This is a genomic window from Streptosporangium sp. NPDC005286, assembly GCF_040607515.1.
Taxonomy (GTDB): domain Bacteria; phylum Actinomycetota; class Actinomycetes; order Streptosporangiales; family Streptosporangiaceae; genus Streptosporangium.
In genome coordinates this window covers 56,096-73,811 of record NZ_JBEXGU010000029.1, presented here as the reverse complement: position 1 = coordinate 73,811, position 17,716 = coordinate 56,096, and the positions used below count along the sequence as shown (strand labels likewise).

15 protein-coding genes are annotated in these 17,716 nt (G+C 67.2%); 11 read left to right on the top strand and 4 right to left on the bottom strand.

The features are described 5' to 3' along the window. Positions 1 to 245: 245 nt before the first annotated feature. The 4 genes from tsf to ABZU75_RS13940 all read left to right on the top strand — a co-directional run bounded on the left by tsf (position 246) and on the right by ABZU75_RS13940 (position 3,541). Positions 246 to 1,079: a translation elongation factor Ts gene (gene tsf, locus ABZU75_RS13955; protein WP_355553555.1), complete on the top strand. Its 834-nt coding sequence runs from the start codon at positions 246 to 248 to the stop codon at positions 1,077 to 1,079. 122 nt (positions 1,080 to 1,201) lie between these two features. Beyond that, positions 1,202 to 1,897: a UMP kinase gene (gene pyrH / locus ABZU75_RS13950; protein WP_350924039.1), complete on the top strand. Its 696-nt coding sequence runs from the start codon at positions 1,202 to 1,204 to the stop codon at positions 1,895 to 1,897. 187 nt (positions 1,898 to 2,084) lie between these two features. After that, entirely contained in the window at positions 2,085 to 2,642 is a 558-nt protein-coding gene (frr, locus tag ABZU75_RS13945; protein WP_343971771.1) for a ribosome recycling factor, read from the top strand. Between the two features lie 56 nt (positions 2,643 to 2,698). Further along, positions 2,699 to 3,541 carry a phosphatidate cytidylyltransferase gene (locus tag ABZU75_RS13940; RefSeq protein ID WP_355553550.1) on the top strand — a complete coding sequence of 281 codons (843 nt, stop codon included), beginning with the start codon at positions 2,699 to 2,701 and terminating at the stop codon, positions 3,539 to 3,541. 6 nt (positions 3,542 to 3,547) lie between these two features. Here ABZU75_RS13940 and ABZU75_RS13935 read toward each other — a convergent pair whose 3' ends face one another. Then, complete coding sequence (locus ABZU75_RS13935; protein ID WP_355553547.1) at positions 3,548 to 4,630, bottom strand: suppressor of fused domain protein; 1,083 nt, start codon at positions 4,628 to 4,630, stop codon at positions 3,548 to 3,550. A 72-nt stretch (positions 4,631 to 4,702) separates the two neighbouring features. Here ABZU75_RS13935 and rlmN point away from each other — a divergent pair, with 72 nt between their 5' ends. Continuing rightward, positions 4,703 to 5,827, top strand: coding sequence for a 23S rRNA (adenine(2503)-C(2))-methyltransferase RlmN (gene rlmN / locus ABZU75_RS13930; protein ID WP_350924045.1), 1,125 nt, complete (start codon positions 4,703 to 4,705; stop codon positions 5,825 to 5,827). 314 nt (positions 5,828 to 6,141) lie between these two features. Here the strand turns inward: rlmN and ABZU75_RS13925 are convergent, their stop codons facing one another. Both ABZU75_RS13925 and ABZU75_RS13920 read right to left on the bottom strand, forming a co-directional pair. Beyond that, positions 6,142 to 6,813, bottom strand: a complete 672-nt coding sequence (locus ABZU75_RS13925; protein WP_355553543.1) for a hypothetical protein — start codon at positions 6,811 to 6,813, stop codon at positions 6,142 to 6,144. Further along, positions 6,810 to 7,805, bottom strand: coding sequence for an ATP-binding cassette domain-containing protein (locus ABZU75_RS13920; RefSeq protein WP_355553540.1), 996 nt, complete (start codon positions 7,803 to 7,805; stop codon positions 6,810 to 6,812). Before ABZU75_RS13920 ends, ABZU75_RS13925 begins: the two co-directional genes overlap by 4 nt. A 612-nt stretch (positions 7,806 to 8,417) precedes the next feature. On the opposite strand from ABZU75_RS13920, the gene ABZU75_RS13915 reads away from it, so the two are divergent. Both ABZU75_RS13915 and ABZU75_RS13910 read left to right on the top strand, forming a co-directional pair. Further along, on the top strand, positions 8,418 to 11,177 hold the full coding sequence (locus ABZU75_RS13915; RefSeq protein WP_355553537.1) for a hypothetical protein: 2,760 nt from the start codon (positions 8,418 to 8,420) through the stop codon (positions 11,175 to 11,177). Positions 11,178 to 11,441: 264 nt separating this feature from the next. After that, complete coding sequence (locus tag ABZU75_RS13910; protein WP_355553534.1) at positions 11,442 to 12,182, top strand: DivIVA domain-containing protein; 741 nt, start codon at positions 11,442 to 11,444, stop codon at positions 12,180 to 12,182. 4 nt (positions 12,183 to 12,186) lie between these two features. Here the strand turns inward: ABZU75_RS13910 and ABZU75_RS13905 are convergent, their stop codons facing one another. Next, a complete protein-coding gene (locus ABZU75_RS13905) occupies positions 12,187 to 12,681 on the bottom strand; it encodes an Lrp/AsnC family transcriptional regulator (RefSeq protein WP_355553531.1) in 495 nt (164 codons plus the stop codon). 193 nt (positions 12,682 to 12,874) lie between these two features. Here ABZU75_RS13905 and ABZU75_RS13900 point away from each other — a divergent pair, with 193 nt between their 5' ends. Genes ABZU75_RS13900 through ABZU75_RS13885 form a run of 4 tightly spaced genes read left to right on the top strand, consistent with a single transcriptional unit; the run spans position 12,875 to position 17,646 of the window. Continuing rightward, positions 12,875 to 14,332 carry a gamma-aminobutyraldehyde dehydrogenase gene (locus ABZU75_RS13900; RefSeq protein WP_355553528.1) on the top strand — a complete coding sequence of 486 codons (1,458 nt, stop codon included), beginning with the start codon at positions 12,875 to 12,877 and terminating at the stop codon, positions 14,330 to 14,332. Positions 14,333 to 14,357: 25 nt separating this feature from the next. Then, positions 14,358 to 15,503, top strand: a complete 1,146-nt coding sequence (locus ABZU75_RS13895) for an ABC transporter ATP-binding protein (protein ID WP_355553525.1) — start codon at positions 14,358 to 14,360, stop codon at positions 15,501 to 15,503. 19 nt (positions 15,504 to 15,522) lie between these two features. Then, positions 15,523 to 16,752 carry a spermidine/putrescine ABC transporter substrate-binding protein gene (locus ABZU75_RS13890; RefSeq protein WP_355553522.1) on the top strand — a complete coding sequence of 410 codons (1,230 nt, stop codon included), beginning with the start codon at positions 15,523 to 15,525 and terminating at the stop codon, positions 16,750 to 16,752. Between the two features lie 42 nt (positions 16,753 to 16,794). Continuing rightward, positions 16,795 to 17,646, top strand: a complete 852-nt coding sequence (locus tag ABZU75_RS13885) for an ABC transporter permease (protein ID WP_355553519.1) — start codon at positions 16,795 to 16,797, stop codon at positions 17,644 to 17,646. Positions 17,647 to 17,716 lie beyond the last annotated feature (70 nt).

Here is a 17,716-nt window from a genome sequence, read left to right as displayed (position 1 = left end):
CCTTCTCCACGTCCTCCCCGCCCCCGCCCCCGGCCCCGGTCGTGGAGGCCCCTGCCGAGGCCGAGGCCGCGGAGGCTTCCGCCGAGGCCGAGACCGTCGAGGCTGAGACCGCCGAGACCGCCGAGAAGCAGGCCTAGGTCATCTCCGTACGGCCTGGCCGTACGACCCGCAAGACCCTTCCGGGTGGGTGCCGCTCAGTCGGGGGCACCCACCCGATCCACGACGATTCCCACGAGGAAAAGACAATGGCTTCCGTGAACATGGCCGACGTCAAGCGGCTTCGTGAGCTGACCGCCGCCGGCATGATGGACTGCAAGAAGGCTCTTGAGGAGTCCGAGGGCGACTTCGACCGCGCGGTCGAGCTCCTCCGTCTCAAGGGTGCCAAGGATGTCGGCAAGCGTGAGGCTCGTACCGCCTCCAACGGCCTGGTCGCCCTGGAGCAGGACAGCGACTCCGCCGCCGCGCTGCTGGAGCTCAACTGCGAGACCGACTTCGTCGCCAAGGGCGAGCGTTTCCAGGAGCTCGCGGCCCAGGTGGTCAAGCACGTCCTGGCTTCCAGGCCGACCGACGTGCCCTCGCTGCTCGAGTCCGAGCTCGACGGCAAGAGCGTCAAGACGCACCTCGACGAGGCCAACGCCGCGCTCGGCGAGAAGATCGAGATCCGCCGGTTCGCCGTGCTCGAGGGCGGTTTCATCGGCTCCTACATGCACAGGACCGACCCCCAGCTTCCCCCGGCGGTCGGCGTGCTCGTGCAGCTCGACACCCCGAACGCCGGTGTCGCCAAGGACATCGCGCAGCACGCTGCCGCGATGGCCCCGAAGTACCTCAGCCCCGCCGAGGTCCCGGCCGACGTCATCGAGAAGGAGCGCGCGCTCTTCGAGGAGATGACCCGCGAGGAGGGCAAGCCCGAGGCAGCCATCGGCAAGATCGTCGATGGTCGCATCAACGGCTGGTACAAGGACTTCACCCTTCTTGAGCAGTCCTTCGTCAAGGACAACAAGAAGTCCGTCGCGAAGTTCGCGGACGAGAATGGTGTCAAGGTCCAGGCCTTCGTCCGCTTCAAGGTTGGCCAGGCCTAATTCCAGACACCCGCTCTTTACGCAGAGCACCAAACGAGGAGGCCGCCGCCGTGCAGGAGAATCCAGGACCCGCCACGTCGGCGGTTTCTTCGTACTCGGACCCGCTTCGCTGGAAGCGGGTGATGTTGAAGCTGTCCGGCGAGGCGTTCGCCGGCGGCGAGCCGCTGGGCATCGACCCGGCGGTCGTGGGTCACCTCGCGGACTCGATCGCCGAGGCCGTCCGAGGTGGCGTCCAGGTCTCGGTGGTCGTGGGCGGCGGCAACATGTTCCGGGGTGCCGCCCTCTCCGAGCGCGGCATGGACCGGGCGAGGGCCGACTACATGGGCATGCTCGGTACGGTCATCAACTGCCTGGCCCTCCAGGACTTCCTGGAGAAGCGGGGTGTCGACACCCGCGTCCAGACGGCCATCACCATGCAGCAGGTCGCCGAGCCGTTCCTGCCCCGCCGTGCCATCCGTCACCTGGAGAAGGGCCGAGTGGTCATCTTCGGGGCGGGGCTCGGCTCGCCGTTCTTCTCCACCGACACCTGCGCCGCGCAGCGAGCGCTGGAGATCGGCGCCGAGGCTCTGCTCAAGGGCACCCAGGTGGACGGCGTCTACGACGCCGACCCTCGTAAGAACCCCGATGCCGTCCGGTTCGACCACCTCGAATATGGTGAGGTGCTGACCCGCGGACTGGGAGTCATGGACGCCACCGCCATCAGTCTGTGCATGGACAACAACCTTCCCATCGTGGTCTTCGACCTCATGGGTGAGGGCAACATCCTGCGGGCCGTGCGCGGTGAGAAGATCGGCACGCTGGTAAGTCCGGCACGTTAGGGAGCGAACCCGACGTAGCGAGCGGAGTGGTGCGCGAGGTAGGAGCGTGCCGCGAAGTGAGTGAGGAGTGGTGAGTGACCAGGAGACAGGGAGCGAGCCCGACGTAGCGAGCGGAGTGGTGCGCGAGGTAGGAGCGTGCCGCGAAGTGAGCGAGGATGGTGAGTGACCGAGAAGACAGGGAGCCGCTGTGATCGACGATACTCTCCTCGAAGCCGAGGAAAAGATGGACAAGGCCGTGTCGGTGGCGAAGGAAGACTTCGCAGGCATCCGCACCGGTCGGGTCACCCCGTCGATGTTCAACAAGATCAGCGCTGAGTACTACGGGACGCCCACCCCCATTCAGCAGCTTGCCTCGTTCCACGTGCCCGAGGCGCGCATGGTCATCATCCAGCCTTTTGACAAGAGCTCGATGGCCGCGATCGAGAAGGCGATCCGCAACTCGGACCTCGGTGTGAACCCTGGTAACGACGGAGCGGTGATTCGGGTGGCCTTCCCCGAGCTGTCGGAGGAGCGCCGCAAGGAGTACATCAAGGTCGCCAGGAACAAGGCGGAGCACTCCAAGGTCTCCATCCGTAACATTCGTCGTAATGCCAAGGAGATCCTGGACAAGCTGGTCAAGGATGGCGAGGCCGGTGAGGATGAGGTACGCCGGGCGGAGAAGGAGCTTGACGACCTCACCCAGAAGCATGTCGCCAAGATTGACGAGTTGCTCAAGCACAAGGAATCCGAGCTGCTTGAGGTTTGATCCATGGTCCTTGTCCCGCGCGGGCGCTCCGTGCGGGACAAGGATTTTGTGTATGTATGAAAGTAGGACCCCCTGTGGAACCCGTGGCGGGCAGTAGCCGTACCGGCCGGAATCTTCCCGTTGCGGTGGCGGTAGGTCTCGCCCTGGCGGTGGCGGTCATCGGCTCCCTCTACTACGTAAAGGAGCTCTTCCTCGTCGTGGTGATCGCGGCGGTGGGCGTCGGAGTGACGGAGCTGGTCAGGTCGTTCGAGACCAGGGACATCAGGATCCCGCTGATCCCGGTTCTGGTCGGCATGGCCGGCATGCTGACCGGCGCCTACTGGGGTGGGCCCGCCTGGCTGGTCGGCGTCTTCGCGATGACCGTGCTGGTGTTGATGATCTGGCGGATGTTCCTGGGCACCGAGAACTACGTCCGTGACATCACCGCGACCATCCTGGTCGTCGTCTACCCATCCTTGCTCGCCGGGTTCGTGGCACTGCTTCTCGCCCACCCGACCAAGGGCGCGGACCTGGTGGTCGTCTTCATCGCCACCACGGTCGCGAGCGACATCGGTGGATATTTCGCTGGGATATCCCTTGGCAGGCACAAGATGTCCCCGACGATCAGCCCGAAGAAGACCTGGGAGGGCTTCGCCGGGTCGGCACTGGCCTGCATGGCCGTGGGCGGCTGGCTGGTGGCGTGGCTGCTGAAGGACGACATCTGGAAGGGTGTTCTCATCGGCGCGGTCGTGGTGGTCTTCGCCACCCTCGGTGACCTGGTCGAGTCGGTGATCAAGCGCGACCTCGGCGTCAAGGACATGAGCAGCGTGCTCCCCGGCCACGGTGGCATGATGGACCGCCTCGACTCCCTCGTCGTGGCGCTGATTCCGGTCTGGGTGCTGTTCACCCTGCTGCTGTGAAGAGGCTCATCTCGTCCCGGTGAGCCGGGCCGCCGACAGGTGCGGAAGCACCGCCCGGTAGCCCTCGGCCGAGACCAGGTTCAGCTCGTCCGGCGTGATCGGGATGAGCCAGAGCCACTGGACGGAGTCCCCGCCGAAGGAGAAGCCCGACAGGTCGGGCAGCCCCGGCAGCCCGGTCAGCATCATGACCCCGCCGTAGGCGGAGCCGAGCGGGAAGGTCTCCGGCCGGTGGTACCACCTGGCGGTGTGGCCGTGGCCCAGCCAGGTGACCGAGTGCCAGGGGTACTGTCCCAGCCACAGGAAGAGCCGGGCCGCGTCACGGGCGTCGCCGGGGGAGGCGACGGCGAGCTCCACCCGGGCGTAGGCGTCGGGCCGGTCGATGTACTGCTCGACGGTGGGCATCCGCTGGCAGCTCATCCCGACGGTGGACAGGATCGTGTACTCCCTGTCTCGCTCCGGCGGTCGCTCGGTGATGCCCACCGTGGGCATCCGCTCGCCCCCGGCGTCCCAGAACCGGCCCGCGGTGCCGACCCTGCGGTCCAGATGGCCCATCACGAACTGCTGGAACGATGCCCAGGCGCCGTCGCCGCCCCGCCACTCCCAGTAGGCGCGGGCCTTGGCGATCCGGGAGGCCAGGCCGTCATGGGCCTCCTCCAGCGACCAGGCGAGCGGGGACTCGCCCAGCGCGTCGCGGCAGTAGCCGGGCATTCCCCGGTGCATGTCCGCCCAGCCGGGAATGACCGCGAGCAGCTCTTCGTTCTCGTACAGGGCGACGCCGTCGCCCTCCTCGAACCACAGCGCCCGCAGCGTGCCCAGGGGGCCTCTGCCGTCAGGGTGCCGGGTGTTCGCCCGGGGAGCGGTCGGCGGGAGTGCGGAGTCCAGGCGGTCCTGGTCGAGCCCCTCGGGAGCGGGGCCGTGATTGGCCAGCCAGACGGCTCCGTGCACCTCCCCCTGCGACCCGCACAGGTAAGCTACCGAGGAAGTCTCGTCGCGTTCGACCACCAGGGTGCGGCTCCGGTAGGGATTGACGTCGGTGAGCACGACCTCGACGCCGTCTCCCCGCTCTCCTGTGGGGCGGTTTGTCGCCATACCTCCGGACTCTAGATTACGGTCGGGCACCGCTTCGAGTATTCGCGTAACCGTCGAGAGAAGGCATTGGACGTGTCGACTGCCAGCCCGTCCGGGACCCCCGTACCCGGCCAGCTCACCTTTGTGGCGCCGCGCCGGGCCAAGCCTGCCCGCCACCTGGCCGACCTGACCATGGCCGAGCGCCGGGCGGCGGTCGCCGAGCTGGGCGAGAAGCCGTTCCGTGCCGACCAGCTCTCCCGGCACTACTTCGAGAAGCTCAACGGCGACCCCGCGCTGATGACGGATCTTCCGGCCGCCGCCAGGGAGAAGTTCGCCGCCGCGTTCTTCCCCAGCCTGCTGACCTCCGTCCGGGAGATGACCACCGACGCCGGCACCACCCGTAAGACGCTGTGGCGGCTCTTCGACGGCGCGCTGGTCGAGTCGGTCCTGATGCGCTACAGCGATCGCACGACCATGTGCGTGTCCTCGCAGGCGGGCTGTGGCATGAACTGCCCGTTCTGCGCCACCGGACAGGCGGGCCTGACCCGCAACATGACCACCGCCGAGATCGTCGAGCAGGTCGTCGCCGGAGCGCGGGCGCTGGCCGCCGGTGAGGTTCCCGGCGGTCCCGGGCGGGTCAGCAACGTGGTCTTCATGGGCATGGGCGAGCCGCTGGCCAACTACAAGGCCGTGGTCGGCGCCGTCCGCCGCATGGTCGAGCCCGCGCCCGACGGCCTGGGCATCTCCGCCAGGGGCATCACCGTCTCCACGGTCGGCCTGGTTCCGGCGATCGGCAAGCTCGCCGGGGAGGGGCTGCCGGTGACGCTGGCGCTCTCGCTGCACGCTCCCGACGACGAGCTCCGCGACACCCTGGTGCCGATCAACACCCGCTGGAAGGTCGCCGAGGTCCTCGACGCGGCCTGGGACTACGCGGCCAGGACCAAGCGCCGGGTCTCCATCGAGTACGCGCTGATCAAGGACATCAACGACCAGGAGTGGCGGGCCGACCTGCTCGGCAAGCTGATCAAGAACAAGCTCGTGCACGTCAACCTGATCCCGCTCAACCCGACCCCGGGTTCCAAGTGGACCGCCTCCCGGCCCCAGGACGAGCGGGCCTTCGTCCGGCGCCTGGAGTTCCACGGTGTGCCGGTGACGGTCCGCGACACCCGCGGCCGCGAGATCGACGGCGCCTGCGGCCAGCTCGCCGCCGCCGAGTAACCCCCTTTTCCTTACGGCTGCGCCCCCGAGGCGCCGACCGCCGCCCGGCGCACTCCCGCCGGGCGGCGCTCCTCTCCCGTCCGCGCTCCCCGCCGCATCGTCGTCCGGCGCGGCGCGGCTCGTCCGGACGTGGTGACAGCCATGTCGATCCGGTCAGCGCATCGCCGTGTGGCCCGGCCTGGTCCGGATGGATCCCCACCCCGCCCGGCATGTCCACGCTCGATGTCACGTCACGCATGCGGTCACGGCCTATCCGGACCAAGCGTCGAGAAAGGCATGCCGCCAAACGCCACGAGTCGAAGCTCGGTAGTCGTTCAGGGGTTCAGGCGGCGGATGCGCGCGTACAGGACGAGACTTGTGGCGGTCCAGAAGAGGGTGGCGGCGGAGACGGGGAGCAGGATCTCGTCGAGCAGGCCGGCGTTGGCGGCGCGCATCCAAGGCATGATCGGCACTGAGAGGTGGCCCACGGGGGTGAGGCTGATCAGCAGCAGGGCGAGGTAGCCGCCGAAGAGGGCGAGCATCGAGACGGCGGGGGAGGCCAGGATCGGCGGGCTGGTCAGCGCGCCCAGCGCGGTCCCGGCGCTCACGCCGAGCACGTGCAGCGCGATACCGCTTGCCAGGTCGGCGGGTGCGGGCATGGCGGCGAAGCCGTGGATCAGCGGGAGCCCGATCGCGATCGTCGCCATGCCGAGGTTGACGGTCAGCGCGGCGAGCAGCCCGGCCCCGATCTCGCGGCCCGGCCGTCCGGCCGCCGTCATGGAGATCAGCCGTTGCGTCGGCGGCTCGGTGTCGAGCAGTCCCCGGGCGGCCCAGGCGAAGACGAGGATCAGCAGTCCGGCCGAGTCGGCGTAGGCGGACAGCTCCTTGCCGGGCGGGGTCAGCGTGGAGTAGAAGATGGCCAGCATCATCAGGAGCCCGATCATCGGCTGGAACAGCCGGTGCGATCGGGCGTAGGCGGCGAGCTTGAAACGTACGAGGTGGATCATGATGACCGCCTGGTGAGGTAGCCGTCGGCGCGGAGCTTCTGCTCGACCTCGTCGGCGTCGTCCACGTCCACGATCACCTCGATGACCACCTGCCGGGACGATCCTTCCGAGGCGCCCCGGGGAACCAGGGGAAGCGGTCGCGGTTCTTCGTAGGTGTCTCGGGGGGAGAGAACGGGCTGGGAGGGGGCGTCGGGGCCGGGTGTGGAAAGCGCTGAGGGCTCGTGGGTGCCGACGGTGACGTTGCCGTCCGCGACGAGCCAGTGCTCGGCGCCGGGGAAGTCCTGGAGTTGCTTCTGGTGGTCGCTGACCACGACCGTCCCGCCGCGTGCGGCGATCTCTTCGATGATCACGGGAAGTTCGGTGCGGGTCTGCTCGTCGAGCCCGGCGAAGGGCTCGTCCAGGATCAGCAGGTCCGGCGGGGCCAGCAGCGACTGGATGAGTCCGATCTTCTGCGCGCTGCCCTTGGACAGGTCGCCGAGTGGCTGGTCCAGCAGGTGGGTCGCGTTCAGGCGTCCCGCCAGGTCCCCGGCGGCGGAGGTGGAGGAGATGCCCCGGATCCTGGACATGTGGGTCAGGTAGGCGGCGACGGTGAACGGCTGGTCCACCGGGAACACGTCGGGGGCGTAGCCGACGACGTCGGGCCGGTCGGTGGTCGAGCCCCGGGACGGGGGGACGAACCCCGCCATCAGGCGCAGCAGCGTCGACTTTCCTGCGCCGTTGCGGCCGGTGACCTCGATGACGGAGCCGGGACGGAGCGTGAGCTCGACATCCCGCAGGATCCAGGGGCTGCGCCGCGAGTATCGGAAGGACAGCATGGAGAGCCGCATAAGCCGCAACCATACCGCGATCATCCGCCGCCGGACCCGGTTGATGGAGCGGATGGCGCCCGGGTCAACGGTGATCCACTGCGGGTCTGCGTAGGCGCTGCCCCAGCGGGTGGCCGCGTTGCCGTCCACCGCGTTCGCCCCGACGTGCGCGCTGCCGCTCTCCACGCTGAAGGTCGTGACCGGCTTGCCCCGCGTCCGCGTCCTCCGCGGCGACCGTCGTGAAGCCTCCTGCCGCGCCGAGCCGCTGGATGGCGGACGAGCCGGCGAAAGCGGCAATAGGTCGTGGGTGTTACGTGCGATTCACGCATGATGATCTTGATACATCGGATGTATTTATTTGCGGCACTCGGTAATTTCTGGCCGGGACGGACAAAATACGGCCTGGTCAGCGACTTGCCGTGAGCATCTGGCCGGTTTTTCCTATCCAAGGGGGATATTTCACGTCTTGACGTATCTAGACATCCGATGTTAACTACGGCTGACAGGTCCGATCTACCAACTGTGAAGCAGGGGTCCACTTTGTGGCGGCAGTCGTCCTGGTGACGGATCTGCGCCTACGGGGAGGTCAAGGATCCGCCGCCGGTCGCCGATTGCCGGCGGCGGCTCACTGACTCCCGGCGTGCTCCCCCCTGCAGCACGTCACCCGCTCACCGGAACGTCCCGCCCAAGCGACCCGCTCTCACCCAGCGGAGGCGCCGGCACGTAGGTGGGTGAGTCGCGCGCTTGGTCAAGACGGGGCGGCGTGGCCGCCGTCCCCGGTGGCGATTAAGGAAGATCATGTCGAGAAAACCAGTACGCCTCTTACTCGTGTGGTTCCTCGTGACATGCCTGGCCTCGGTCGGCATGGCCGCGCCGGCGTGGGCGGCACCGGGTGACACGGCCTTCGACCAGACGACCGGGGCTCTGAAGGTCGACTACGGGTCGTACCTGTCGAAGCACGACATCGTCTACAACCGCCCCAACACCAACCCGATCCAGGGCCTGACCGTCGGCAACGGCCGCACCGGGGCCATGGCCTGGAACCAGAACGGGCTGACGATGCAGGTGTCGGGGGTGGACCTGTCGCCGCAGTCGACCTACGCGGCGGGCCTGGCGAACCTCAGCACCAGCCCGGCCATGGACACCGGGTACACGACCTTCCAGCAGCGACTGTCGCTGTACGACGGGACGCTGACCACCAAGTACGACTCCAACCGGACCGTGACCGTGATGGGGTCGCCGAACTCCGAGGTCATGGGCATCCACGTCGAGGACACCCGGGGCGGCGTGTCCAACGTGGCGTTCGACCTCAGCATGTGGGACCCGGCCACCGTCCAGAACATCGCGGACGTGCCCGACCTGAACACCTGGCGGACGATCTCCACCTTCTCCGACGCCGGGGTGGCCGGATTCAGCAGAGGCCAGACCGACGCAGGCGGCTTCGGCTACACCATGGCCGCCACCGTCGAGGGCGCGAACTTCACCACCCAGATCGTGGACGGCAGGAGGGTACGGCTGAACATCACGCCCACCTCCAGCTACACGATCTGGTTCACCGCCGCCAGCCGGATCAACGCCCCCAACCGAGACTCGGTCGCCCAGGCCCGCAGCCAGCTCACCTCGGTCAAGAACACCGGCTACGCCAACACGTTCAACAACTACCGCAACTGGTGGCACGCGTTCTGGGCCAAGTCGTTCGTCCAGTACTCCAACTCCTCCCGCGACGCGGACTACATGGAGAACGTCTACTACCTCAGCACGTACATGATCGCCGCGGGCGGCTACGGCGACTACCCGCTGCACTTCATCAACGGTGTCTTCCGCGCCACGCAGGACAACTCCAAGTGGAGCAACGCCTACTGGTACTGGAACCAGCGAGACGTCTACAACTCCTTCCTGGCCTCCAACCACACCGACCTGATGAACACCTTCAACCGGCTCTACAGCCGTAACTACAACGCGCTGAAGTCGTACACGACGACGAGGTACGGGATCGACGCCCTGTGGGTGCCCGAGACCATGGGCTGGGACGGCAACGCGCGCGGCACGATCAACAGCGACTACACCAAGAACATCCTGACGACCGGCTACCAGGCCGCCCACAACATGTACCTGCAGTACCGCTACACCAACGACGCGAACTACCTGCGGGACGTGGCGTACCCGTACATGCGGGAGACCGCGAAGCTCTACAAGGGCCTGCTGTCCTTCGACGGGCCGACCGGCAAGTACTACATGGCCAACTCCAACTCCCACGAGACGTACTGGAACGTCCGCAACGCGATCACCGACCTGGCCGCGGTGCGCAGTATCTTCCCGCTGACGATCCAGGTCAGCCAGCAACTCGGTCTCGACAGCGGCCTGCGTGCCGACTGGCAGAACATCCTGAACAACCTGACCGCCTACTCCGTGGTCAACGGCGCCTACCAGCCGCACCAGCCGCCGATCTCACAGACGAGGAACAACGAGAACGTCGCCTCCGAGCTGATCTGGCCGTACAACATCACCGGCATCGGCTACCCCGACTACCAGACCGCGGTGAACACCTGGAACCAGCGGCCGTTCCCCTACGGCAACGTCTGGTCCAACGACGCGGTCCAGGCGGCCCGTCTCGGTCTCGGTGACCAGGCGTACCAGGGCATGAAGACGATGCTGCAGAAGTACCAGAACCACCCCAACGGCATGACCACCAACACCAACGGCGTCTTCGAGTATCTCGGCGTGCACCTGTCGGCGCTGAACGAGTCGCTCATGCAGAGCTACAACGACAAGATCAGGGTGTTCCCGGCGGCGCCGGGCGACTCCTCCTTCGTCGGCAAGTTCACCCTCCTGGCCAAGGACGGCTTCCAGGTCAGCTCCGAGCGCGAGGCCGGGGAGATCAAGTACGTCGGGCTCAGGAGCCTGCACGGCAAGCAGGCCACGGTGGTCAACCCCTGGGGCACCCAGCAGATCCGGGTGCGCCGCGCCTCCGACAACGCCGTCCTGACCACCGTCTCCGGTGGCGAGGTCTCCTTCGCCACCGCCGCCAACACCGTGTACGTCGTGGAGCGGACCGCCAAGCCGCTGAGCGGTTACGCCTCGACGACGCTGACCGGATCAGCCAACCAGGGCGTCAAGGCGCTGAGCGGCACCGCCTCCACCCTGGGTCTCCCGGGGGGTACGACCGGCACCGGGACGATCAGCCTGCGTTCCAAGGCCAACGGTCTCTACGTCACCGCCTCCAGCGGCTCGCCGCTGATCGCGAACGGGACGTCCAACGGGACGGCGCAGCAGTTCGACCGTGTCGATCTGGGCAACGGCAACGTGGGTCTCCGGGCGAAGATCAACAGTCAGTTCGTGGCCGCCGAGGGCGCCGGAGCCCAGGCGCTGATCGCCAACCGCCCCTCCGCCGGGCCTTGGGAGACCTTCCAGCTCAGCACCAACCCGGACGGCTCGGTCAGCCTCAAGGCCCAGGTCAACGGCAAGTTCGTGTGCGCCGAGGGCGGCGGAACCCAGGCGCTGATCGCCAACCGTGACGCGGTCGGTCCCTGGGAGCAGTTCGATCTGATAAATAACTAAATCAGCTGATTTTCCGGAAACCGAGTTCGGTGGGCTCGGTTTTCGCTGTTCCCGACGGTTACCCGATCTGTCGGGCTCGGCTGCCGTCGTCCTCGCGGGGTTATCCGACCTCGCCGGGCGCCGAGGCCGTTCCCGCGGGACTCGACACCCGCCGGAACGCCCGGATCCGTGCCCGCCCCTGACGTCTCGCTTTTATCCGGTGATCCCCTTCAGAATGGATGCGTCGGGTAAGGGCCAATCGGGGAGATGCGAAAGGATGCGGGGTTGAACCGCTTTCCACGGGTTCTCGGGGTGCGTACGGGATATGACCCCGATCAGGTGGATCTGCTGGTCCGCCGGATCGAGGGCACCCTCGGCAGGGGCACCCCGGAGGGGGAGCCGATCACCGCGGACGAGATCCGCGAGGCCCGTTTCCGCACGAAGCTCGGCGGCTACCACGAGATCGCCGTCGACTTCGCGCTGGAGGCCTTCATCGTGGCGATCGAGACCCGGCCCACCGGGGCGGACGGGCGGCCGATCGTTCCCGCGCGCCGGCAGCCCGTGCCCTGGCCGACCGCGCCCCAGGAACAGCAGTGGGCACAGCGCGCTGAACCGCCGCTCCGGGATCCGGGGGCCGCCGAGCGGGAACCGGCGGCGGTCGCCCGGTATCCGGGAGCGGCCGAGCGGGAACCGGCGGCCGTCGTCCGGGCCGTGTGGGAGCCGGTGGCCGGCGGGCTGCCGGAACCGCTCGGCGCCGATGAGATCGAGGAGCACGCCGTCCGGGTCGAGCGGGCCGCCTTCAGACCCGGACGGCTCGGCATGGGCTACAACGAGGACCAGGTCGACACCTTCCTCGACCGGATCGTGGCCACCCTGCGCGGCACCACCGACCAGCCCCTCACTCCCGATGACGTGCGCGGAGCGAGGTTCGCCACGGTGCTGCTGAGGCCGGGCTACGCGGTCGGCCAGGTCGACGAGTTCCTCGCCGACCTGGCGGGCGTCCTTGAGTCCCACCTCGGCCGTTGAGGTGTCAGTGGGTGCCCCAGGAGTAGGTCTGCTTGTGAAGCTTGAGGTAGACGAAGGTCTCGGTGGCGCGGACCGTGGGGATGGCCCGGATCTTGCCGAGGATCTCCAGGAGGTGCTGGTCGCTCTCGCAGACGACCTCGACCATGATGTCGAGCGACCCGGCGGTCAGCACCACGTAGTCGATCTCCTTTATGGCCGACAGCTCGTTGGCCACGATCTCCAGGTCGCCCTCGCACTTGATGCCGATCATGGCCTGGCGGGAGAAGCCCAGGGTCAACGGGTCGGTCACCGCGACGATCTGCATGACCCCCGCGTCGATCAGGCGCTGGACCCGCTGGCGTACCGCGGCCTCGGACAACCCCACGGCCTTGCCGATGGCGGCATAGGGCTTGCGCCCGTCCGCCTGTAGCTGTTCGATGATCTGCTTGGAGATCTCGTCGAGGACGACGGGGCCTGACCTGGCGTCGTTGTCGCGGCGTACCTTGGGCGGCGTCGTCATCCGCGCTCCCTGGCGTCATATTGCGGGGCTGTTTCCGGCGTGTTGCGGCTCCGATGCGACATGCTGTCGGTTTCGGGCCGTCTGTCAAGCGATTTCGTAGCAATTTGGTATCTTAACAACGAAATCCCTTGTCGTACGGTTCTTGCTCTGTAAGAGTCGCGACAACTCAGCCCCGATCCATAGGAGGCCGACGGTGACCACCCCGGTTGAGACCAGTGAGCTCCCCCGCCTGAGAAACTACGTCAACGGTGAGCTCGTGGAGGCTCGGAGCGGCCGGTTCTCCGACGTCATCGACCCCTGCACCGGAGAGATCTACCTTAGTGCTCCCATCTCCGGACAGGAGGACGTCGACGCCGCCTACGCCGCCGCTGCCGCCGCGTTCGAGTCGTGGAGTCAGGCCACTCCGGGCGAGCGCGCCAACCTGCTCCTGAAGGTGGCCGACGCGATCGAGGCGCGGGCCGAGGAGCTGAACGAGGCCGAGTGCCTCAACACCGGCAAGCCGCGCGCCCGGATGGCCGAGGACGAGACCCCGGTCGCCGCCGACCACTTCCGCTTCTTCGCCGGCGCCGCCCGCACGCTGGAGGGGCCGACCTCCGGTGAGTTCCTGGCCGAGCACACCTCGGTCATCAGGCACGAGCCGATCGGCGTGGTGGGCCAGGTGACGCCGTGGAACTACCCGATGATGATGGCGGTCTGGAAGATCGCCCCGGCGCTCGCCGCGGGTAACACCGTCGTGCTCAAGCCCTCCGACACCACTCCCGTCTCCACGGTCAAGCTGGCCGAGATCCTCGGCGAGGTCCTGCCGAAGGGCGTCTTCAACGTCGTCGTCGGCGACCGGGAGACCGGCGCGCTGGTCGTCGGCCACCCGACCGCGTCGATGGTCGCGATCACCGGTTCCGTCGGCGCCGGCATGGCCGTGGCCAAGAGCGCCGCCGAGGACCTCAAGCGGGTCCACCTGGAGCTGGGCGGCAAGGCGCCCGTCATCGTGTTCGACGACGTCAAGGACCTCAAGGCCGCCGCCGAGTCGATCGCCACCGCGGGCCTGTACAACGCCGGCCAGGACTGCACCGCGGCCTGCCGCGTGCTGGTCCACGAGGAGGCCCACGACGAGTTCGTCGCCGCGCTCACCGAGGCGGTGGCGAACACCGTGACGGGCGACCTCTCCGACACGGAGGCCCTGTACGGCCCGCTCAACAACGCCGAGCAGCTGGCCCGCGTCACCGGCTTCCTCGACCGGGTCCCCGGTCACGCCAAGGTCCTGACCGGCGGGAACCGGGTCGGCGAGCGGGGCTACTTCTTCGCCCCCACGCTCGTCGACGGCTTGAAGCAGGACGACGAGATGGTGCAGAACGAGGTGTTCGGGCCGGTCATCACGGTCCAGACCTTCTCCGACGAGGCGGACGCGGTGGCCAAGGCCAACGACGTCAGGTACGGCCTGTCGGGCTCGGTGTGGACCTCCGACCACGGTCGGGCGATGCGAGTGTCGAACCGTCTCGACTTTGGTGTCGTCTGGGTCAACACTCACATCCCATTCGTCTCAGAAATGCCACACGGAGGCTTCAAGCACTCCGGTTACGGCAAGGATTTGTCCGTTTTTGGACTGCACGACTACCTTCGCGTCAAGCACGTCATGCACTACATCGGCGAATAGCCGCGAACAGAGGGATAAGCCTGGCATGACCGAAATCCAGGTGAGTGCGGAGGCGGCCGACGCCGCCTCCCGCTCGCCCCAAATGCCCGCGATCGAACTTGATGGGGTCGTCAAGGAGTATGTCTCCCACGGCGAGGTCGTCCAGGCGGTCAAGGGTGTCACCCTGACGATCGCCGAGGGGGAGTTCTTCTCCCTCCTCGGCCCCTCGGGCTGCGGCAAGACCACCACCATGCGCATGATCGCCGGGTTTGAGGATCCGTCGCGGGGCAACGTGCGGCTGCACGGCCAGGATGTCACCGACGTCCCCCCCAACAAGCGCGACGTCAACATGGTCTTCCAGTCGTACGCCCTCTTCCCGCACATGAACGTCTGGGAGAACGTCGCCTTCGGCCTGCGGCGCAAGAAGGTGGCCGAGGCCGAGATCAAGCGCCGCGTCGGCGAGATCCTGGAGATCGTCGATCTCACCGGGCGTGAGAAGCGCCGCCCCCGTGAGATGTCCGGGGGCCAGCAGCAGCGGGTCGCCCTGGCGCGGGCCCTGGTCAACAACCCCCGCGCGCTCCTGCTGGACGAGCCGCTCGGCGCCCTCGACCTCAAGCTCCGCCAGGCCATGCAGATCGAGCTCAAGCGCATCCAGCGCGAGGTCGGCATCACCTTCGTGTACGTCACCCACGACCAGAGCGAGGCGCTCACCATGAGTGACCGCATCGCGGTCATGAACGACGGCATGGTCGAGCAGCTGGGCACTCCGAGAGAGATCTACGAGCGGCCGGCAACCGCCTTCGTGGCCGGATTCATCGGCACGTCCAACCTGCTCAACGGCACCGTCGACCGTCTCCAGTCCGGTTTCGCGGTGCTTAAGCTGGGCGATGAGGACCAGGTGCTCGCCGAAGGCGGATCGTTCACCGCCGGGGAGCCGATCGCGATCACGGTGCGCCCGGAGAAGATCAGTATTTCCACCGAGGAGCCCACCGGAGACCTCAGCGTCGTACGAGGCGTCGTCTCCGAGGTGGTCTACCTGGGGCTCTACAACTCCTACACGGTCGGCCTGGCCCAGGGGGCAGAGGTGACCGTCTTCCAGCAGAACGCACTCGACAGCACGAGTACGGCGGAGCGTGGCGACGCCGTGTGGTTGTCGTGGCAGCCGCACCACTCGTACGCGATCGGAAGTTGAGCACGCTATGGATCCCCGCATGAACCCCGCCTTCCTGCGTGGCATGACGCAGAGCCGCTCCGTCACCCGCCGTGACGCCCTCCGCCTGGGGGGAATGTCGGCCGCCGCTCTCGCCCTCACCGCCTGCGGCGTGCAGGGCAAGAAGGTGGAGGCGCCCCAGAAGGACGCCGTCGACGAGTACTGGGGCTCCAAGAAGAAGAACGGCACGCTGCGCTTCGCCAACTGGCCGCTCTACATCGACAAGGACGGCAAGCGGTACCCGTCCCTGGAGATGTTCGAGGCCGACACCGGCATCAAGGTGACCTACACGGAGGCCATCCAGGACATCCCCACGTTCTTCGGCAAGATCCAGCCGCTGCTCGCCGCCAACAACGACATCGGCTACGACCTGATGGTCCTGACCAACGGCCTGCAGCTGTCCAAGGCCATCGCGCTGGGCTACCTCGTCCCGCTCGACCACGCCAAGCTGCCGAACTTCGCCGCCAACGCCAGCTCCGTGGTCAAGAACCCCACCTGGGACCCGAACAACGCCCACACGGTCCCGTGGGCGGGCGGCCTGACCGGCATCGCCTACAACCCCAAGTACGTGGACGAGGTCAAGAGCATCGCCGACCTCTGGAACCCCAAGTACAAGGGCAAGGTCGGCATGATGCTCGACACCCAGGAGGTCGCCAACTTCGGCATGTTCGCCCTGGGCATCGACCCTGACAAGTCGACCGAGGCCGACTGGAAGAAGGCGGGGGAGAAGCTCAAGCAGCAGCGCGAAGCGGGTCTGGTGCGCAAGTACTACGAGAACGACTACGTCGACGCCCTCGCCAGGGGAGACATCTGGATCACCATGGCCTGGTCGGGTGACATCTTCCAGCAGGTCGCCGAGGGCAAGGACCTGAGGTTCGTGGTGCCCGAGGAGGGCGGCACGATCTGGACGGACAACCTGTGCATCCCGAAGACCTCGCAGAACCCGGTCGACGCGCTGACCTTCATGGACTACGTCTACCAGCCGAAGATCGCCACGATGCTGGTCGAGTCCATCAACTACATCACGCCGGTCTCCTCCGCCAAGGACCTGGTCCTCGCCGACGCCGCCAAGGCCACGGGCAAGGAGAAGGCCGCGCTGGAGCAGATCGCCGAGAGCCCGATGATCTTCCCCTCGGAGACGGACATGGCCAAGCTACGGTCGTACAAGAAGCTGGAACCGGCGGAGGAGAAGATCTTCCAGGACATCTTCCAGCCGATCACGCAGGGTTAGGCCGATGAGAGAGCGAACCAGTCGGGAAGGGGCAAGCGGCCGGTGAAACGCCTCGCCCCCTACCTGCTCATCCTGCCCGGCGGACTCTGGCTGGCGATCTTCCTGGTGGTGCCGATGGTCTTCATGGCCTCGGTCTCCACCCAGGAGGGCGACGTGGTCAACGGGTTCGCCCAGACGTTCAACTTCTCGGTGTACGGCGACGCCCTGGCGCAGTACCAGACCCAGTTCCTGCGCTCGGCCGGGTACGGTCTGGTCGCGACCGTCGTCTCCATCGCGCTGGCCTACCCGATGGCCTACTGGATCGCGTTCAAGGGCGGCAACCGCAAGTCCACCTACCTGCTGCTGGTGCTGCTGCCGTTCTTCGTCTCGTTCGTGCTGCGCACGGTGTCCTGGCGGTTCCTGCTCGCCGACGACGGCATGCTGCTCTCGCCGCTCAAGTCGGCAGGGCTGCTGCCCGAGGACTTCCACGTGCTGCAGACGACGTTCGCGGTGATCGGCGGCCTGGTCTACAACTACCTGCCGTTCATGATCCTGCCGATCTACGTCGCGCTGGAGCGGGTGGACCCCAAGGTGGTCGAGGCCGCCCAGGACCTGTACGCGGCCAAGCGCGAGGCGTTCACCAAGATCGTGCTGCCGCTCTCGCTGCCCGGCGTGTTCGCCGGGGTGCTGATGACGTTCGTCCCGATGACCGCGGACTACGTCAACGCGGGCATCCTCGGCGGCCCGGAGAACACGATGATCGGCAACATCATCCAGACCGAGTATCTGGTCAACAACGACTACCCGACCGCCGCCGCGCTGTCGTTCACGCTGATGGCGGCGATGCTGATCGGTATCTTCGCCTACGCCAAGGCGCTCGGCACCGAGAACGTCCTGGAGGCGGCGGCCCGATGAGCCCTGACACCCTCCGCAGGACCAGGAACGGTGAGCGACCGTGAGCATCAGCGAAACCGATGTCCGAGGC